Origin of the sequence: Enterococcus spodopteracolus (assembly GCF_030441955.1) — a bacterium.
GTDB lineage: Bacteria > Bacillota > Bacilli > Lactobacillales > Enterococcaceae > Enterococcus_B > Enterococcus_B spodopteracolus.
The window spans coordinates 85,659-103,705 of record NZ_JARJHD010000004.1 but is presented as its reverse complement, the minus strand read 5'-3'; the positions used below and the strand labels follow the sequence as shown (position 1 = coordinate 103,705).

Genomic DNA, 18,047 nt, shown 5'->3' with positions numbered 1-18,047 from the left:
GGAAGGTAAGAAAATGAATCTATTAGAAAACGAAACTTATCTTTCAAATCTAAAAATGTGTGTTCAAGAAACTACTGATATATTTCAAAAATTCAAAGACAAATCTGTCATGATCACAGGAGCAAGCGGATTGATTTGTTCTGCGGTGGTCGATTTATTGATTATCGCTAATCAAGAACTTGATTTGCAGATGACAGTATACACTCTTGGAAGGAATATCGAAAGATTAAACACACGTTTTTCTACTTATTCGGCAAGTAAATGTATTGTACCAGTATTGTATGATGCGACGAAAGAGTTCACTTTTACTAATAAGGTAGATTATATTATTCATGGAGCGAGCCATGCGAGTCCTGAACTTTATTCAGAAAAACCTGTAGAGACAATGCAAGGCAATATTTTTGGGCTAAATTCATTATTGGAATTTTCAAAGAAAGAACAAGTTGATAGACTGTTATATGTATCATCAAGTGAAGTCTATGGAGAATTTAGTACAGATAGACCTTTACTTGAATCTGATTATGGTTATATTGATTTATTGAATCCACGCTCTTCTTATTCTATGGGGAAACGTGCAGCTGAAACATTATGTGTTAGTTATTTAAAAGAATACTCAGTCAAGAGTGTAATTGTTCGTCCAGGACATATTTATGGTCCTTCAGCAAAACAAGAAGATAAACGTGTTTCCTCAGCATTTGTTTTAGATGCTTTAAAAGGTAAAAAAATTATTATGAAAAGCACAGGTAGACAAATAAGGTCCTATACTTATAGTCTGGATTGTGCTACTGCCATGCTATATGCACTTGTTAAAGGAAATCCTGGAGAAGCCTACAATATATCTAATCCATGTTCAATTATCAGTATTGCAGAGATGGCTAAAACGATTGCGGAAATTGGAAATGTTGATTTGGAGTTTGATTTGCCTACTGCAGGTGAAGCAAAACAATTCAATCCTATGAATAACTCTAGCTTGAATAGCGAAAAGCTGAGTGCTTTAGGATGGAAAGCATTTTTTGATGCAAAAGATGGATTTAAGAATACTTTGGATATCTTATCAGAGAGTATCTCATAAAAATTCGTTACTTTTAACCGTTATAGAGTATTAAATATAGAAAAATAGGTGATCAAGTGAACAAAGTGAAAAGAGTGTTACATTTTCAGGGGAGAATGGGCAAAGGTGGAGCCGAATCCTTCATGATGAATCTATATAGAAGAATCGACCGTCGTAAAGTACAGTTCGATTTTTTGATTTATGATGATTTTGCACATGTGACAGATTATCATGAAGAGATAAAAAAACTGGGTGGAAGAATATTTGTAGTGACTAATCCAAAAAAAAACATCATAAAGTATTGGTTTGAGGTTAGAAAACTTTTAGCAGAACAGCATTTCGATATCGTTCATAATGAAGTGTATTTTGGCGGAGGAATCAACCTGTTATTAGCTAGAAAACGAGGAATAACACAACGAATAGCACATAGTCATGCCACTAGTGACGGGAAATCGTCTAATTTTTTAATGAATTTACTAAGGAAATATTTACATCATTTACTTATTAAAGAAGCAACTGATTTTTTAGCTGTTAGTAAAGAAGCTGGAGATAGCTTATTTCAAGGTCATCCTTATGAGATTATTCATAATGGTATTGATTTATCATTGTATAAGACGGATGAAGCTGTACGTGCGGAGAAAAGAGCGGAGCTGGGACTTTCCAAAAATGATTTTGTTATCGGGAATATTGGACGTCTCGAAAAGCAAAAAAATCAAACCTATCTCATTGATATCGTTAGCGAACTATTACAAAAGAAACCAGACGCAAAATTGTTGATTGTTGGAGCGGGTTCGTTGCAAAAAAGTTTAGAGAAACAAATAACTGAATTGAGCCTATCAAAAAATGTGTACTTGCTAGGTGAAAGAAATGACATTCCAGAGTTGTTTCAAGTTATGGATGTATTTTGTATGACATCTTTGTACGAAGGTCTTCCAATGGTCGGCTTAGAGGCTCAGGCAAGTAGAAAAAAACTCGTATTATCGAGTACGATTTCTCCAGACACGAAATTGACTCCAAACGTTACTTTTATTGGTCTTGATGAAGCTAAGGCAACTTGGTGTGAAGCAATTTTAAGTCAGCCTTGGAATAATGAAATAACACAAGAATTAATGGAATATGATGTTAGCCACACATTACAACAAATGTTAAAGGTATATAAGGTTTATTAGAGGGAGTAAACAATGTCTGATTATTTAAGTACAAAAGAAATCCATGAAGGTTTGCTAGATTTATTAAAATTTTTTGATCAGTTTTGTCAAGAACACGATATGACATATTTTTTAGCTGGAGGAACCTTACTAGGGGCCATTAGACATAAAGGCTTTATTCCATGGGATGATGATGCAGACATCATTATGCCAAGAAAAGATTACAATAAACTTATCAGCTTAGCACATAAATTGCCAGATTTTCTAGAATTAAAAGCTTTAGAAATCGATAATAAATGGGAATATGCTTTTACAAAAATAAACGATACACGAACGTATATCGATGATGATTATCGAGTTGCTCAGCATGGATTATTTTTAGATATTTTTCCGATTGATTCTGTACCAGAAAAAACTTTTAGCCAAAAATTTTTAGTAAAAAGAATGAAGTTATTAGATGTTTTTAGAGGTGCAGAGAGTAAGAAAAAGTTTAAACCAGAAGAAAAATTTATTTTTATCAAAAAAATGATTGCTAAGTATGCTAAACGTAAGGGTGCGAATCACTTTGCTAGGAAGATGGATCAACTCGCTAAAATTACGAATGAGCGACAGATTGATTCTAGTTTAAAAGGAGTAAGTGTATCAACTATTTATGGAGTGAGAGAATTCTTACCATCTAGTACTTTTTCTGAAGCTATCTATGTAGAGTTTGAAGACGCGAAGTTATCGATTCCAAAAAATTACAAAGTTTATTTAGAGAGTTTATATGGAGATTACATGCAATTGCCACCTTTAGAAAAGCAAAAAGGAGATCACTATAAAATAAAAAGACATAAGAAAGAAAAGTAGGTAATGTAAATATGAGAGATAAATCTTTTACAGTTTCAGTGATTATGCCGACTTATAATGGTGAAAAAAATATCATTGAACAATTAGAATCAATCAAAAATCAAGAACGTATGCCTGATGAAGTATTATTATGTGATGATGGTTCAACCGATCGCACGGTTGAGATCGTAACTAATTTTATAGAAGAACACCAATTATCTGGATGGCAGTTGTTGATCAATGAGGTAAATATCGGTTGGAGAGAAAATTTCATCCGCTTGATTCACCAAGCAAAGGGGGATGTGATTTTTTTTAGTGACCAGGATGATATTTGGTACCCGCACAAAATCAAACATATGTCTGAAAAGATAATGTCCGACCCGGAAAATATAAAAGTACTAGTTTCTAATTATGATGAGCTACTTGAAGAAAATGGTGTCTCTTATCCATGTGAAAAGAGAAAGATACCGACAAAACAACCAAATGATCATATTTGTTTTTCTAAAAAAAATGTATTTTTAAATCGACCAGGATGGGTTTATGCTTTTCAAAAAGACTTTATTCCGACTTTCGATGAGTTCCTCGAAACATCACTTTATCCAGTTCATGATATGGCGATGTGGTCTACAGGTGTTTTAACAGACAAGTTGTATCTACTAGATGAAAAAACAGGATTATGGCGAAAACATGGAAGTAGTGCCATGCAGATTGAAAATGAAGAAACAGAAAAAACTGCAGAAACTAAGAAAAATATACGGTTAGGAAAACTGGAGTTATTAAAAATTCTAACAGAATCAAATTTGAATTTTGTTCAACGAGTTGATGTGCCAAATAGAGAGTATAAAATAAAAACATTGAAAGCTTTATTAAAGGAACTAGAAACAAGATTAAAGATTATCGAAGAAGATAAACCAATGGCTGTATTGACATCTTGGAACTCTTATACAGTTTTGCATTCTTTTCTAGCTGATATCTTATACTTTACAAAAAGCAGAGTGAATAAAAAATACCGGTAATAAATGGAGGAAAATACATGTCCAATAATAGTCTGTCGCCTAAAGATATATATTCTTTTTTTAGAGATCATTTAAAAGTATATGTTGTTTCATTTATAGTAAGTTTACTTCTTGTAGGTGGGTTATTCTTCTATTCAAATTATTCTCAAAGTAAGATTGAAAATAATAATCAAATAAATCGTCCACTATTCTCATTTATTTTAGAAAATAGTCAAGGTAACATCATGACTGCTTCAGGGGCTGTAAAACAAGTATTTTTAACTAGTTTACAGGAAAAAAATCAATTTTCAGATGAGACACTTGAAAAACTAAGTGTAGGATACAATGATATCCAAAATACGATTGATGTTCAGTTTACAGATGATGTCCCAGAGCAAGAACAAAAACAAATATCTGAATTATTGCAAAAGGAAATGACTAATAATGAGTTACCATTTTTTGATAATAAAACGTTCTATTATATCAACAAAGATATCCAATTTAATAAAACATTGCCAGCACAAGTGAGTGAAGGAATCAGTACAAAAAAAATCATTTTGTTAGTATTAGTAATGATAGTTATTACATTGGGGCTAGGAACTCTTTTAGTAAGTTGGAAAGAGTACAGAACCAAAGTTATCACGCAAAAATTCACACTGGGAAATGATGTTCAAGCGATTGATATCAATTCCTTAGACTTATCAACAGTAGAAGAAAAACTAAATATTATCAATTCACTATTGAATGGCACATCTGAAAATAAATTCTTGATTTTAGAAGAAAATAATACCATTGATAAAAATAAAATTTCCAAGCGTGATAATACAAATATTTATTCAAATTTAAATCATATTATTGAGCCTGTGTCGTTTAAACCAGATGAGATTTTAATTGTTTGTTTCAAGAAAAATACGACAAAAAAATGGTATAGAGAACAATTAGAGATTGCAAAAGCTTTAACTAATCTCATTAAAATAATCTATATATAAGGAGAACAGCATTGTACATTTATGTAGGAACATTCGCACTGCTAGCGGTATTGTCAGTTTTGGAATATTTTACTAGAAAAAAAATATTTTTTTATGCTGGTATCGTATTTTTAACGTGTTTAGCAGGTTTTAGATTTTCTACGGGATATGATTTTTCTTCCTATAACAATTTTTTTGATAGGTTAATTAATTGGGATAAAATATTCGATGGTAGTATTGATGCAGAACCTGGATATCTTTTATTAAATTATATCGTACGTGAGCTAGGAATGAATTTTTCAACTTTTATCTTATTATTTTCTATAATAAGCATGCTATTGCTCGCTTATGCACTTAATAATTATTTTCCAGTTCCATCAATCGCACTACTCTATTACTACTCTAGATTTTTTCTAGTACGTGATATGGGGCAAATAAGATCTTCTATTGTGGCTATCATATTCTTATTGGCTTTACCAGCGTTCAAAAAAAGAAATTTAAGAAATATTATTCTACTTTCGTTAGTAGGTTCATTATTTCATATTGTTTCTATTTTTATTATTCCTGCGTATCTTTTCGTACAGATTGTTAAAGAGATCAACGTCCCTAAAGAAATATTTCTGATTTCATCTAGCGCATTTGTAGGAATCATTTTCTTTTTCCCAAATTTATTTAGGTTTATGATTCCAGATCGTTACTATGGTTATTTATCTGGGTACTATGCACAAGGTAGTTGGATTTTTAATCCGGTATTCATAATGCAATTAGTCATATTGATTGGCGCAACTATTTTCGTAAAAAACAATAATACAGTTTTTACAGAAAACTTTAATATAATATTGTCTTTATATTGCTTATCGACGATTCTGTTAGTGTGTTTTGGACCTTTAGCAACAATTGGTGGAAGAATCAGTACAATATTTTCAACAGTAGAAATTTTTATCGTACCCATTGTACTGGAGAAACTTTTTAAAAATAAATTTCTATTCTTGATAACTTTTATTTTGTTCAGCTTCTGTATATTTATTTTGATTTTTATTGTTTCTGGAGCATATAATTCATATGTACCATACAATACGATATTCTTTAATTAATAGTATTTAATAGCTTAGCTTAAATACTACTAAGGTTAATTTGGAAGAAATATAGAGGCACAAGCACTATATATAAGATGGTTTTATTAAATAGTATGACAAAGTAGGTATTAATGATGAATGATAAAGCAAGAAACGTAATGAAAAATTTATACTATACTGTAGCTGCAAATTTTGCTACTTTAGGAATATCAGTGCTATTAAATCTATTTGTGCCAAAACTTTTAGGTGTTACTGAATATAGCTATTGGCAACTTTATGTTTTTTATTCGTCTTATGTAGGTTTTCTACATTTTGGTTGGATTGATGGCATCTACTTAAAAATTGGCGGAGAAGAATATGATCAGTTGAATAAACGAGATTTGGGTACACAGTTTTGGTATCTAATGATCTTTGAACTATTCTTATCTTTTTTTGTAGCTATATGGGCCTGGTTGTTTCTTCCTCATTCTGAGCAATCAGTCATACTCATCTTAACAGCAATAGTGTCAGTTGTGACAATTATCAAAACATTTGTTTTATATATTTTCCAATCGACGAATCGAATCAAAGAGTATGCACAACTTTCAAGAAATGATCGATATCTATATGTTTTATTTATTGCTATTTACTTTTCTTTAGGTGGTAGAAATTTCTTCTGGTTGATTTTATTAGATATCCTTTCTAAATTGTTGGTAACATTATGGGGAATGTCTTTGATTAAAGATATGTTAAATGTCAAACTAATCAATTTGCGAGTTTTATTCCCAGAAATACTAGATAATATCAATATTGGCAGCAAATTGATGATTAGTAATATTGCAAGTATGCTGATTATTGGAACAATCCGTTTTTTTGTGCAACAAAAATGGACAATCGAAACATTTGGTAAGTTATCATTCACACTAAGCCTTTCAAATATGTTTTTGACGTTCATCAATGCCATTGGCATTGTGATGTTTCCTTTATTAAGAAGGACGAATAAAGAGAGATTGCCTGAATTGTTTCGAATTCTTAGAGGATTGTTTGTCCCATTAACGTATGGATTATTAATATTTTATATTCCTGCAAAAATCATTTTAAGTTTATGGTTACCTGAATATGCAGAAAGTCTAAGGTTTATGGGGATTTTATTCCCAATTGTCATTTATGAAGGAAGAATGTCATTACTAATCAATACGTATCTAAAAACTTTGAGAAAAGAAAAAACGATTTTATTTGTTAATATCATTACGTTAGGAGTAACATTACTTGCGTCTTTGTTTGTGATTTTCATTGTTGGAAATTTAGATTTGACTGTTTTACTCATTTTGATTAGTTTGTCCCTACGTTGTAATCTGGCTGAATTTTTCTTATACAAAGATTTGCGATTAACAATAGGTTGGAAGCATGTTATTGAAACATTATTAACTGTGCTATTTATTTTAAGTAACGTACTATTCAATGCATCTTTTACAAGCATGGTTGTATACGTCGTTATTTATATTGTATATCTTGCTTTTATACATCGATCAATTATTGCTAGCTATAAAGATTTTCGTATCTTACTAAAAGAACGTTAATCTAAATTTCTGTATAAAATCATTCATAAAAACGTCTCGTAAAAAATATTTTATTTTCTACGAGACGTTTTCGATTACACTGCATAGTGTTCAATATCTTATCATGGTAAAATAGGTTTATATTTTTTAATAAATAATTGGAGTGAATAAAGTGGATAAAATATTAATTACCGGTGGAGCCGGGTTTATCGGTTCAACATTGGCAAATCATCTAGGAGATCATAACGATATTGTAGTTATTGATGATTTATCAATGGGGAATAGAGAGAATTTAGATCAAACAAAAAAAATCACTTTTATTGAAGGTGATGTCAGTGATAAGCAAAAAATGGAAAAGATTTTGCAATCTCACCGTTTTGACTATATCTTTCATTTAGCTGCTATAGCTAGTGTTGCTGATTCTGTTGAACGGCCATTGGAAACTCATCGAGTGAATTTTGATAGTGTCTTGATGTTACTTGAGTTGATTCGTAAGTATCAGCCAAAATTAAAGCGTATTGTATTTAGCTCTTCTGCAGCTGTTTATGGAGATGAACCAACACTCCCTAAAAAAGAAGAGTCAGTTATTCGACCGTTGACGCCTTATGCTATTGATAAATTTGCCGCTGAACAATATGTACTTGATTATTGTCACTTGTATGATGTGCCAGGAACTGCGGTACGTTTCTTCAACGTATACGGTCCAAATCAAAATCCAAATTCGCCATATAGTGGTGTGATCTCGATTCTAGTGGATCGCTATAAAAAGCAACTTGCTGGTGAAAAAGCGTCATTTACTTTATTCGGAGACGGCAGTCAATCAAGAGATTTTGTCTATGTCGAAGATGTTGTGCAAGCTTTATTACTTGTTTCCAAAGAAAAAAAAGCATTAGGGCAACAATTCAATGTTGGAACGGGAAACAGTACAACTTTACTTGATTTGATCCAGACAATCAATCAGATTCTTGAAGTTGAATTACTGTTAGATTATCAAGAGGAGAGAGCAGGAGATATCCACGACTCTTTAGCTGATATCACTAAGCTTTCAACCCTGGGTTACCAACCCAAACATAGCATACTTGATGGCATGAGAAAATATTTAGCAACAGAAATAAATACGACAAAATCATAAAGTTTCTATATCTAGGTAACAACTGAGTAAACCTTGTATCAAGCAAAATTGCTTATACAAGGTTTTCTTCATTCTTATTCAATTATCACAGATGACAGGTCAACACATTGCTTATTCATCATTTCCCATCAATTTATAAATCTGATCTCTAAGATCGGTGGCAGTTGTTTTATATTTTTTGTCAGCTTGGATATTACTTTCTAGCACAACTGCATCAGAGGTATCTTTTTTCATTGCTAATACCGCATGGAAACGATTGATGTTTCCTTGAGCAAATATTGTATCTCTTCCACTGTAGACCCCACCATTATATGGACGCCCACTCAAATTCTTTCCCCAAAGAGAAAAAAGTAAATCTTTTGGAATCAATTGCCCTTTTAATACTTTTGTAAAAAATTCATTCAAGTCATAGACGGACATACTGATATTTCCAGTTCCTAATTCATTACGTATATCTGTTTCAGATTCAGTCAAAGCTTGATGATAATCATCGTCTGGACTCATTTGATAAGAGACTGCGTGTTCTGAAGTGTTTTTGACTTGGTCATAGAAGGTCGTCTGTTTTAATTGTAAGGGAGTGATGATTTGGTCATACACCAGCTTTTCGTATAGCTGACGGGTCAATTTCATTAAAATACCTGTTAGTAATGTGAAATTCAATGGTTCATATTTGTAACTTTGATCATTGGTATATTCGAGATGGTCTAGGGCAAACTGGATCACCTCTTGATCATTCATCGGTACGGTCGGAGAAGCTGTTTTTTTCAATCCTGATCGCATATATAATAAATCTTTGATCGTGATTTTATTGCTACCATTGATTTGGGGATAAAATTTAGCCAGTTTTGTATCTAAAGAAAGTTTCCCTATATCAACTTGTTTTAGAATCAGTAGTGCAGTCATTGCTTTTTGGATCGAACCGATTTGATAATACAAAGATGGAGTATTTGGTTGCTGTGCTTCTTCGTTAGCGTATCCGTAGCCCTTTTCAAGGATCATTCGATTGTTTTTGCGAATAAAGACAGATCCGACATAATCATTTTTTTGTAACAAATGGTCGATTTGATCGGCAAGGACCTGTTCATCTTTGGTCAAATCGAGGGAATCGTTTGCCACTTGAATCGAGGCGGATACTCTTGACTGGGCCATTTCATAGGTAGACCAAGTGATAATTCCAATAGTGACGACTAAAATGAATAAGCAGATTTTTTGAGAGAAAGAAAAATGGGAAGCATGTTTTCTTCTTAAATGTTTCTTTTTGTTCATGTACATCAATCCTTCCTGTCTAAGAGCTTAGTGATTAAAATGAGCAGATTATTGTTATTTAGTAAATAAGAATCATTTTATTTTCTATTTTAAGCCGAAGATAATCGATTTACTACTTACAATTTTGACATAAGAATTGTTAAAAATAATTCACCTCTGCCTGAATTTCATGTATAATGAATAAAGTTATGAAGTTGATAGTAAGGAGGAGTTGTTTTGTCAGAAAACAAACAACATCCAGATGAAAAGAAACGACGACGAAAGAATGCAACTGATTCGACAGATGTAGTCAGTAAACGAAAAGACCTACGAAAAAAAGAAGATAAAATCGTAGGAAAAATTATTTTAGTGATTGCGCTTACGTTGCTAATTATTGGATGTGTATTTGGTTTTACCGTCTATCGCTATATCGATAGTGGCTTAAAACCTTTAGACCCAGAGAATGAACAATTGGTTTCAATCGAAATCCCTAGTGGCTCTTCAAATAAGCAAATCGGAGAGATTTTAGAACAAGACCATATTATTAAGAGCGGTATTGTATTTAATTATTATACAAAATTTAAAAATATGACCGGCTTTCAGGCTGGCTTCTACCAATTAGCCCCTAACATGACGTTAGACGAAATCGGTAAACAGCTTCAAGAAGGCGGAACCTCAGAACCAACGGAAGTAGCAGATGGAAAAATCACGATACCAGAGGGATTTGATGCAGAGCAGATTGCAGAACGAGTAGCAAAAATCACTGGGAAAGATAAGCAGGAATTTTTAGATCTACTAAAAAACGAAGCCTTTTTCACGGAGTTGACTCAAAAATTTCCTGATTTATTAGAAAGTGCAGCTAAGGCAGAAAACACGAAGTATCGCTTAGAAGGTTACTTATTCCCAGCGACTTATGATTACTATAAAGATATGTCACTCAAAGATTTGATCATTCAGATGGTCGATAAAACGAATACCGTGTTACAACCATACTTCTCTACGATCAAGCAGCAAAATCATACGGTTCAAGAAATCATGACACTTGCTTCATTGATTGAAAAAGAAGGGGTATCTGAATCAGATCGTAAAAATATTGCCAGAGTTTTCTATAATCGGATTGATATAGGGATGCCTTTACAATCAGATATTTCTATTTTATATGCGTTAGGTGAGCACAAAGAATTTGTCTCTTATGAAGATACGGCAGTCGATTCACCATATAATCTTTATACAAATAAAGGATACGGTCCAGGACCGTTCAATAGCCCGAGTGAAGCAGCTATCCAAGCTGTGGTTCAACCAGCAGATAATGATTATTATTATTTTGTTGCAGATATCCCTACAGGTGAGGTTTATTTTGCAAAAACATATGAAGAGCATATGGAATTAGTACAAAAATACGTAAACAATTAAAATTTAGCGTTGTCTGTAACTTTATTTATTTTTAGAAAAACATTTACATTTTAGAAAAAGCATGGTAATCTTTTTTGGACTGTAGTCCGTAAAAGATTACCTTTTGCGGTATTCCATAGAAAAAGGAGAAGAGTTATACATGGTAGAAAAAGTATATCCTATGACGCTTGAAGGAAAAGCGAAATTAGAGCAAGAATTAGAAGAATTAAAAACAGTTAAACGGGGAGAAATCATTGAACGTATCAAAATCGCCCGTGGCTTTGGTGATTTATCTGAGAACTCAGAATATGAAGCAGCTAAAGATGAACAAGCTTTCGTAGAAGGACGTATCACGACAATCGAGAATATGATCCGTTTTGCACAGATCATTGACAATGATGGCGTTGATTCGGATGAAGTATCTATTGGTAAAACAGTGACGTTCATTGAGTTACCAGATGGTGAAGAAGAAGAGTATACGATCGTGGGAAGTGCTGAGGCAGATCCTTTCTCAGGAAAAATCTCAAATGATTCACCGATTGCACAAGCCTTGATCGGCAAATATAAAAATGATGAAGTAACGATTTCAACACCTGGTGGCGATATGCAAGTAAAAATCGTCAAGGTCGCGCAAGCATAAGTTGACATTTAGACACAGATAATCAATTATTGGTTTGTCTATACAAAAAGGTCTGGGACCATGACACAAAGTCCCAGGCCTTTTGCTGTAGAAAGCGATAGTTACATCTAAAGTCCTATAGCATCTCGAAACAAAAATAGGTATGATAAAAAAGAGAATGAAAAGGAAAGGAGAATAGCGATGAATAGCTCTTGGCGCTTTTTTATAGTAGTAGAAGCCTTACTATTGATCTTTGCCGTTTGGCAAATCGTAAATAATGTTGAATTATTACTGTTAGTTTTGTTTGGTATTTTTAATATCTATCTTGCATTGCGAAAATCACCGAGATCGGGATTTCAGAATTTTCAATTTGTACTAGGCGGACTAGTTATTTTTTTCAGTTTGATCAATAGTCCTGCGCTATGGGTAATGACAGTCTTTGCTGTCTTGTTCATTGGTCTTAAAGGTGTAGAGATTTCTGGAATCGATCTAACAAAAAATGCTTTTTGGCGAAAAAAACAAATCATTATGGTTCAAACAGAGCAAGTGAAGGCCCACAATAATGAACGAAAAAAACAACAATTATTCGGTAACCAGCGAATTGGTAATGATGTGTATGAATGGGATGATATCAATATCGCTCTACTTTCAGGAGATACGATCATCGATTTAGGGAACACCTTGTTACCTAAAGACGATAATATCGTTATCGTCAGAAAAGGAATCGGTCGGACACGCATCTTAGTTCCTTTAGGGATTGCCATCAGTCTCGAACATGCAACGTTAGTAGGAAATGTACAATTTGAAGAAGAACAATTTGCATTGAAGAACGAGTCGATTAAAATCTATAGTAACGATTACGATGAAAATCCACGTCGTTTAAAAATCATTACGAACACATTACTTGGGGATATTGAGGTGATTCGAGCATGATAGAGAAACTTTCTCGACCGATGCTAGCTATTTATGCTTCGATCGCCTCATTTATCGTCATTTTATTTTCTTTTTTTACTTATTTTTACGCAAGTAATCAAACTCATTTTTGGCGTACTTTATTAAGTGCCAGAATTTTATACGTGCCATTGATCTTTCACTTACTAGCAATTTCGTCAGGTGTCGGTTTAATTGTTTTTTTGATTGTGTCTCTTTTACAAAAAGCACGTTATGGGAAAATCGAAGAACAGTTGCGGGCAATTTCTTCCGGTAACTATGAAGCAAAAGTGTTAAATGATTCCTTACCAAGTGCATCTGACGATATATATGTTAAAGAAATTGAAAAAGAAATCACTAAAATCAAAGAAAAAATGATCGAAGTATCAAGTGAACTCCAAATACTGACGAGTCGACCTCAATATGTTGATGGACAAACAAAAGAAGAAATCTTAGAATTAGAAAGACATCGTTTAGCGCGTGAGCTACATGATTCAGTTTCCCAGCAATTATTTGCAGCGATGATGATGATGTCTGCTCTGACGGAACAAGCAGAAAAAAGTGATACGCCTGAAATGTTTCGTAAACAACTAAGGATGGTAGCAGATATCATCAATGCTTCACAATCTGAAATGCGTGCATTGCTACTACATTTGCGACCAGTCAACCTTGAAGAAAAAAGTTTGAAACAAGGGATTGAGCAATTATTAAAAGAATTAAAAAACAAGATACAAATTGCATTGAAATGGGATATTGAAGATATTACTTTGTCTGATTCGATTGAAGATCATCTCTTTCGGATCGTTCAAGAACTACTTTCAAATACGTTGCGCCATGCAAAAGCAAATGAATTAGAAGTGTATCTGCATAAAATCGATAATAATCTTTTATTACGAGTGATCGATGACGGTACTGGCTTCAATATGAATGAAACAAAAACCGGTAGCTACGGCCTAAATAATATCAGAGAACGTGTAGCAGGTATTGGTGGGACAGTAAAAATCATTAGTTTCAAAGGACAAGGGACAAGTGTAGAAATTAAAGTTCCTTTAATAAAGGAGGCGGAAAAATGATAAAAGTATTACTAGTCGATGATCATGAAATGGTACGTTTAGGGGTTTCTTCCTATTTGTCGATCCAAGAAGATATTGAAGTAATCGGAGAAGCAGAAGATGGGCGAAAAGGCTACGAAAAAGCCATGGAACTTCGTCCGGACGTGATTCTAATGGATTTAGTCATGGAAGAAATGGACGGGATCGAATCTACAAAAGCAATCCTCAAAGATTGGCCAGAAGCAAAAATCATTATTGTCACGAGTTTTATTGATGATGAGAAAGTATATCCGGCTATTGAAGCTGGCGCAACAGGCTACTTACTTAAAACATCGACAGCCCATGAAATCGCCGATGCGATCCGCGCGACTCAAAGGGGTGAACGTGTGCTTGAACCTGAAGTAACCTCGAAAATGATGGAAAAGATGAGTCGACGTAATGAGCCAATCTTGCACGATGATTTAACGAATCGTGAGAATGAGATTCTTATGTTGATCTCTGAAGGAAAGAGCAATCAAGAAATCGCAGACGAATTATTTATTACTTTGAAAACAGTCAAAACACATGTTTCTAATATTTTAGCAAAATTAGAAGTGGAAGATCGTACGCAAGCTGCCATATACGCATTCAAGCATGGATTAGTAAAGTAAGTAGACATGTGACTTATCATCTAAACAGTAAGCACATTTTTACTAAGTATAAATGGGACATAAATTATCCTTGATTTCACATTGAAAAGGGAAAACAGTACCCTGATCCAAAGCAAAAAGTTTATTGCTTTTGCTTTGGATTTATTTGTGTTTGCTAATTACAAATTACATTGTTTGTTATTTTGAATTCTTTGTTATCATGTTCTTTTCATTTGGGTCTTTTTATAGTTTAATATATTATAGGACAATATAAGTTCGATTTAAAAAATAAAGGAGAATGTCATGAGAAAAAAATGGATAGGCATGTTATTAAGTTTCTTATTACTGTCAGGCTCGATCACGCCAAGTGTCTACGCAGTATCGATAAACGATAGAATAAATACGTCACAAGAAAGTACTTCGCAAACAAACGACACTACAGCAACATCATCTAATACCCCTTTGATAGAAAGTACTAATCCCACAGAGGAGACCACAGGAACAACAGAAAACTTTGCAGAAAATTCATCTAAAGATATTTCTGTTGATGAAGTTCATTTCCCAGATCAAAATTTCCGTCAAGTATTGATTGAAATGATGGAGGAGAATCATAGCAACGTATTATCCGATGAATTGTTAGCTACAACTGAGTTGGATCTTAGTGGTAGAAATATCCAATCATTGGATGGTATCGAATATTTTAAACAGTTAAAAAAACTGGAAGTTCAAAATAATGAGTTAGAACAAGTAGATGTCTCGGCTCTTTCAGAGTTAACATACCTTGATATTTCTAAAAATAAACTGCCAACAATTGATTTATCGATGAATGATCATTTGACTTATTTTAACGGGAAAGAACAATTGATCAATGCAGAAGCATCAAAAGATGATCGTGAATGGGTGATCAATCAAGACAATCTAAAACCGGAATTAAATAAGATCGATATTAACTCAACTAATTGGGAATACAATGGATCCGTTTTTACTACTGTGGAACCTTCGGCACTAAATTATAGTTACCAAGTAGAGTTTTCACAAAAAGCAATTTTAGAAGAAACATCTAATCGCTCACTAGATATCACTGTGGACGTAAAATTTTTAGAACAAAATAGCGTTGAATCAATTATTCCAAAAGAAGAAAAAATAGAAATGGTCCAAGGCGAAACTAAACAACTTGAGTATTCGCTCGTTCCAGAAAATGCTGAGATTATTAATCCAAATTGGGTATCAGTAGACAAAAATATTGTTGATGTGGATGAAAAGGGTCTGGTGACAGCAAAAGCAATAGGTGAAACAGAAGTCTTATTAAAAGATGGCGAGAGAGCATTAGGAAAGTTCAACATCCAAGTAGAAAAAAATAACAATGATTCAATAACCCAAGCGAATCGCCAAGAACAAACGGTGAGCAATCGTGCAGCAGTTGCTAAACCATCCGTCAGTTATCAAACACACGTGCAAACTTACGGTTGGCAAAGTACCGTAGCTGATGGTGCTACTGCAGGTACGATTGGTCAAGGTAAAAGAATCGAAGCCATTAAAATCCAATTACCAAATAATTCATTAAATGGTGATATTGAATATAGTAGTCATGTACGAACGATTGGCTGGCAAAATTATGTGAAAAATGGTGCTACATCAGGAACAACAGATCTTTCTTTACGAACAGAAGCAATTAGGATTCGCTTGACTGGAGAGATAAGTGAACAATATAGCGTCTATTATCGTGTGCACTCAGCTTATTTTGGTTGGTTAGGTTGGGCAAAAGATGGCGAAGATGCAGGTAGTTCAGGATTTGGTTACCAAATGGAAGCTATCCAGATCCAACTAGTCAAAAAAGGAGAAGTTGCCCCAACTCAGAGCACAGCTTTCTATGATAAAGATAAACTCTCTAATCCTAATGTCAATTACCAGACGCACAGTCAGTCAGTCGGGTGGCAATCCTATCAGTCAAATGGTTCAACTGCTGGAACGCTGAATCGTGGATTAAGATTAGAGGCTGTAAAAATAAATGTTTCAGATACACCAATCCCTGGCTCCATTGAATATTCTAGTCATGTGCGTTCTATTGGTTGGCAAAATTATGTGCGAGATGATGCGATTTCCGGAACAACAGATCGTAAACTTCGAACAGAAGCAATTCGAATACGTTTAACTGGTCAGTTAGCAGAACACTATGATGTTTATTATCGTGTGCACTCAGCTTATTTTGGTTGGTTAGGTTGGACAAAAAATAATGGCAATGCAGGAAGTGTAGGATTTGGTTATCAGATGGAAGCTATGGAAGTAAGGCTGGTAGCCAAAGGACAATCTGGACCAGCAGCTAGTACTGCATTTTATGATAAGGATACAATACAAAATCCTAATGTTAATTACCAAACGCATAGTCAATCGATTGGCTGGCAAGGTTATCAAATGAATGGTGCAACTGCGGGAACAGTGGGACGTGGTTTTAGATTAGAAGCATTACGAATGAATATCTCTAGCACACCTATTCCAGGAACAATAGAATATAGTACACACGTCCAATCGATTGGCTGGCAAAACTATGTGAATAATAATGCTCTTTCGGGAACAGAGGGTAGAAAATTACGAGCTGAAGCGATAAGGGTGAGATTAACTGGTCAATTAAGTCAACATTATGATGTCTATTATAGAGTTCATTCTGCGCAACTCGGATGGTTAGATTGGGCCAGAAACGGTCAAAACGCTGGGACGTCCAATGTAGCATTACAAATGGAAGCTATCCAAGTTGTACTAGTTAAAAAAGGAGCACCAGCGCCAGGACCTACGTCAAACCCTTACCAAACCTCAATCAATCATCTATTTGTAATGGGACATGGTGCAGGAGATCCAGGGGCTTCGTATAACGGTATCAACGAGCGAGACTTTACAAGAAATGAACTTATGCCATATTTACAAAAGTGGGCAGGGCGCTTAAAAACAAATCGTATAACCTTTTATGATACAAATGCGGATATGTTCCAAGATACTCGTAGAATGCAGGGTGCGTATACAATTAGTAGTAGTTTTTCTTCTGTAACAGAATTTCATTTAGATGCAGGAGCGATTGGTATTAGTACTGGTGGGCATGTGATTGCGCATCGTAACGGCAACTCGTATACGACACAAAATTATGCCATTGCTAATGTGATCCGCACACATGTAGGTTTATGGGGCGCTGTCCAAAATACCGGTGGTATCAACTTGAGAAGTGATTTATTGAATTTGAATGTACTACATTCTCGTGGTATCCCTTATCGACTAGCGGAACTAGGGTTTATCACCAATACTCGTGATGTAGAAAATATTCGTAGAAACATGGATCAAATTGCTAAAGGGATTGTAGAAGGAGTGACAGGAGAAAGATTGTAAAGTGATCATTTCTGTTTTATCAATTTTTTATCAAATATTAATCCTTTTATTGACAAAAACCAATTTTACCTG

General features: G+C 33.9%; 15 protein-coding genes. 14 read left to right on the top strand and 1 reads right to left on the bottom strand.

Annotated elements, in window-relative coordinates; translation table 11 throughout:
• Positions 1-13 precede the first annotated feature (13 nt).
• The 8 genes from P3R27_RS07160 (at position 14) to P3R27_RS07125 (ending at position 8,736) form a co-directional block, all read left to right on the top strand.
• Positions 14-1,072, top strand: a complete 1,059-nt coding sequence (locus P3R27_RS07160; RefSeq protein WP_126134001.1) for an NAD-dependent epimerase/dehydratase family protein — start codon at positions 14-16, stop codon at positions 1,070-1,072.
• A 65-nt stretch (positions 1,073-1,137) separates the two neighbouring features.
• On the top strand, positions 1,138-2,220 hold the full coding sequence (locus P3R27_RS07155; RefSeq protein ID WP_034688548.1) for a glycosyltransferase family 1 protein: 1,083 nt from the start codon (positions 1,138-1,140) through the stop codon (positions 2,218-2,220).
• Between the two features lie 12 nt (positions 2,221-2,232).
• A complete protein-coding gene (locus tag P3R27_RS07150; RefSeq protein WP_034688499.1) occupies positions 2,233-3,048 on the top strand; it encodes a LicD family protein in 816 nt (271 codons plus the stop codon).
• An 11-nt stretch (positions 3,049-3,059) separates the two neighbouring features.
• A complete protein-coding gene (locus tag P3R27_RS07145; RefSeq protein ID WP_301356520.1) occupies positions 3,060-4,043 on the top strand; it encodes a glycosyltransferase in 984 nt (327 codons plus the stop codon).
• Between the two features lie 17 nt (positions 4,044-4,060).
• Complete coding sequence (locus tag P3R27_RS07140) at positions 4,061-5,011, top strand: hypothetical protein (RefSeq protein WP_034688495.1); 951 nt, start codon at positions 4,061-4,063, stop codon at positions 5,009-5,011.
• A gap of 11 nt (positions 5,012-5,022) precedes the next feature.
• Positions 5,023-6,084, top strand: coding sequence for an EpsG family protein (locus P3R27_RS07135; protein WP_034688493.1), 1,062 nt, complete (start codon positions 5,023-5,025; stop codon positions 6,082-6,084).
• 116 nt (positions 6,085-6,200) lie between these two features.
• Positions 6,201-7,625, top strand: coding sequence for a lipopolysaccharide biosynthesis protein (locus tag P3R27_RS07130; protein ID WP_034688490.1), 1,425 nt, complete (start codon positions 6,201-6,203; stop codon positions 7,623-7,625).
• A gap of 151 nt (positions 7,626-7,776) precedes the next feature.
• The gene (locus P3R27_RS07125) at positions 7,777-8,736 is read left to right on the top strand and encodes an NAD-dependent epimerase/dehydratase family protein (RefSeq protein WP_034688488.1); all 960 of its coding nucleotides are present in this window, start codon (positions 7,777-7,779) and stop codon (positions 8,734-8,736) included.
• Positions 8,737-8,847: 111 nt separating this feature from the next.
• Here P3R27_RS07125 and P3R27_RS07120 read toward each other — a convergent pair whose 3' ends face one another.
• Positions 8,848-10,002, bottom strand: coding sequence for a serine hydrolase domain-containing protein (locus tag P3R27_RS07120; RefSeq protein WP_034688546.1), 1,155 nt, complete (start codon positions 10,000-10,002; stop codon positions 8,848-8,850).
• A 216-nt stretch (positions 10,003-10,218) separates the two neighbouring features.
• Between P3R27_RS07120 and mltG the strand changes: the two genes are divergently transcribed.
• The 6 genes from mltG to P3R27_RS07090 all read left to right on the top strand — a co-directional run bounded on the left by mltG (position 10,219) and on the right by P3R27_RS07090 (position 17,975).
• On the top strand, positions 10,219-11,394 hold the full coding sequence (gene mltG / locus P3R27_RS07115; protein ID WP_034688486.1) for an endolytic transglycosylase MltG: 1,176 nt from the start codon (positions 10,219-10,221) through the stop codon (positions 11,392-11,394).
• Positions 11,395-11,533: 139 nt separating this feature from the next.
• Entirely contained in the window at positions 11,534-12,013 is a 480-nt protein-coding gene (greA, locus tag P3R27_RS07110) for a transcription elongation factor GreA (protein WP_010735922.1), read from the top strand.
• Positions 12,014-12,193: 180 nt separating this feature from the next.
• Positions 12,194-12,925, top strand: a complete 732-nt coding sequence (gene liaF / locus P3R27_RS07105) for a cell wall-active antibiotics response protein LiaF (RefSeq protein ID WP_034688484.1) — start codon at positions 12,194-12,196, stop codon at positions 12,923-12,925.
• Positions 12,922-13,995, top strand: coding sequence for a two-component system sensor histidine kinase LiaS (gene liaS, locus P3R27_RS07100; protein WP_019723158.1), 1,074 nt, complete (start codon positions 12,922-12,924; stop codon positions 13,993-13,995). Before liaF ends, liaS begins: the two co-directional genes overlap by 4 nt.
• Positions 13,992-14,624 carry a response regulator transcription factor gene (locus P3R27_RS07095; protein WP_010735919.1) on the top strand — a complete coding sequence of 211 codons (633 nt, stop codon included), beginning with the start codon at positions 13,992-13,994 and terminating at the stop codon, positions 14,622-14,624. Before liaS ends, P3R27_RS07095 begins: the two co-directional genes overlap by 4 nt.
• Before the next feature lie 282 nt (positions 14,625-14,906).
• The gene (locus tag P3R27_RS07090; RefSeq protein ID WP_271524572.1) at positions 14,907-17,975 is read left to right on the top strand and encodes an N-acetylmuramoyl-L-alanine amidase; all 3,069 of its coding nucleotides are present in this window, start codon (positions 14,907-14,909) and stop codon (positions 17,973-17,975) included.
• Positions 17,976-18,047 lie beyond the last annotated feature (72 nt).

What these genes read in the sequence shown, in the direction of transcription:
- P3R27_RS07160 (WP_126134001.1), top strand. Translation starts at nt 14, where the DNA reads ATGAATCTATTAGAAAACGAAACTTATCTTTCAAATCTAAAAATGTGT.
- P3R27_RS07150 (WP_034688499.1), top strand. Translation starts at nt 2,233, where the DNA reads ATGTCTGATTATTTAAGTACAAAAGAAATCCATGAAGGTTTGCTAGAT.
- P3R27_RS07145 (WP_301356520.1), top strand. Translation starts at nt 3,060, where the DNA reads ATGAGAGATAAATCTTTTACAGTTTCAGTGATTATGCCGACTTATAAT.
- P3R27_RS07140 (WP_034688495.1), top strand. Translation starts at nt 4,061, where the DNA reads ATGTCCAATAATAGTCTGTCGCCTAAAGATATATATTCTTTTTTTAGA.
- P3R27_RS07130 (WP_034688490.1), top strand. Translation starts at nt 6,201, where the DNA reads ATGAATGATAAAGCAAGAAACGTAATGAAAAATTTATACTATACTGTA.
- P3R27_RS07120 (WP_034688546.1), bottom strand. Translation starts at nt 10,002, where the DNA reads ATGAACAAAAAGAAACATTTAAGAAGAAAACATGCTTCCCATTTTTCT.
- greA (WP_010735922.1), top strand. Translation starts at nt 11,534, where the DNA reads ATGGTAGAAAAAGTATATCCTATGACGCTTGAAGGAAAAGCGAAATTA.
- liaF (WP_034688484.1), top strand. Translation starts at nt 12,194, where the DNA reads ATGAATAGCTCTTGGCGCTTTTTTATAGTAGTAGAAGCCTTACTATTG.
- liaS (WP_019723158.1), top strand. Translation starts at nt 12,922, where the DNA reads ATGATAGAGAAACTTTCTCGACCGATGCTAGCTATTTATGCTTCGATC.
- P3R27_RS07095 (WP_010735919.1), top strand. Translation starts at nt 13,992, where the DNA reads ATGATAAAAGTATTACTAGTCGATGATCATGAAATGGTACGTTTAGGG.
- P3R27_RS07090 (WP_271524572.1), top strand. Translation starts at nt 14,907, where the DNA reads ATGAGAAAAAAATGGATAGGCATGTTATTAAGTTTCTTATTACTGTCA.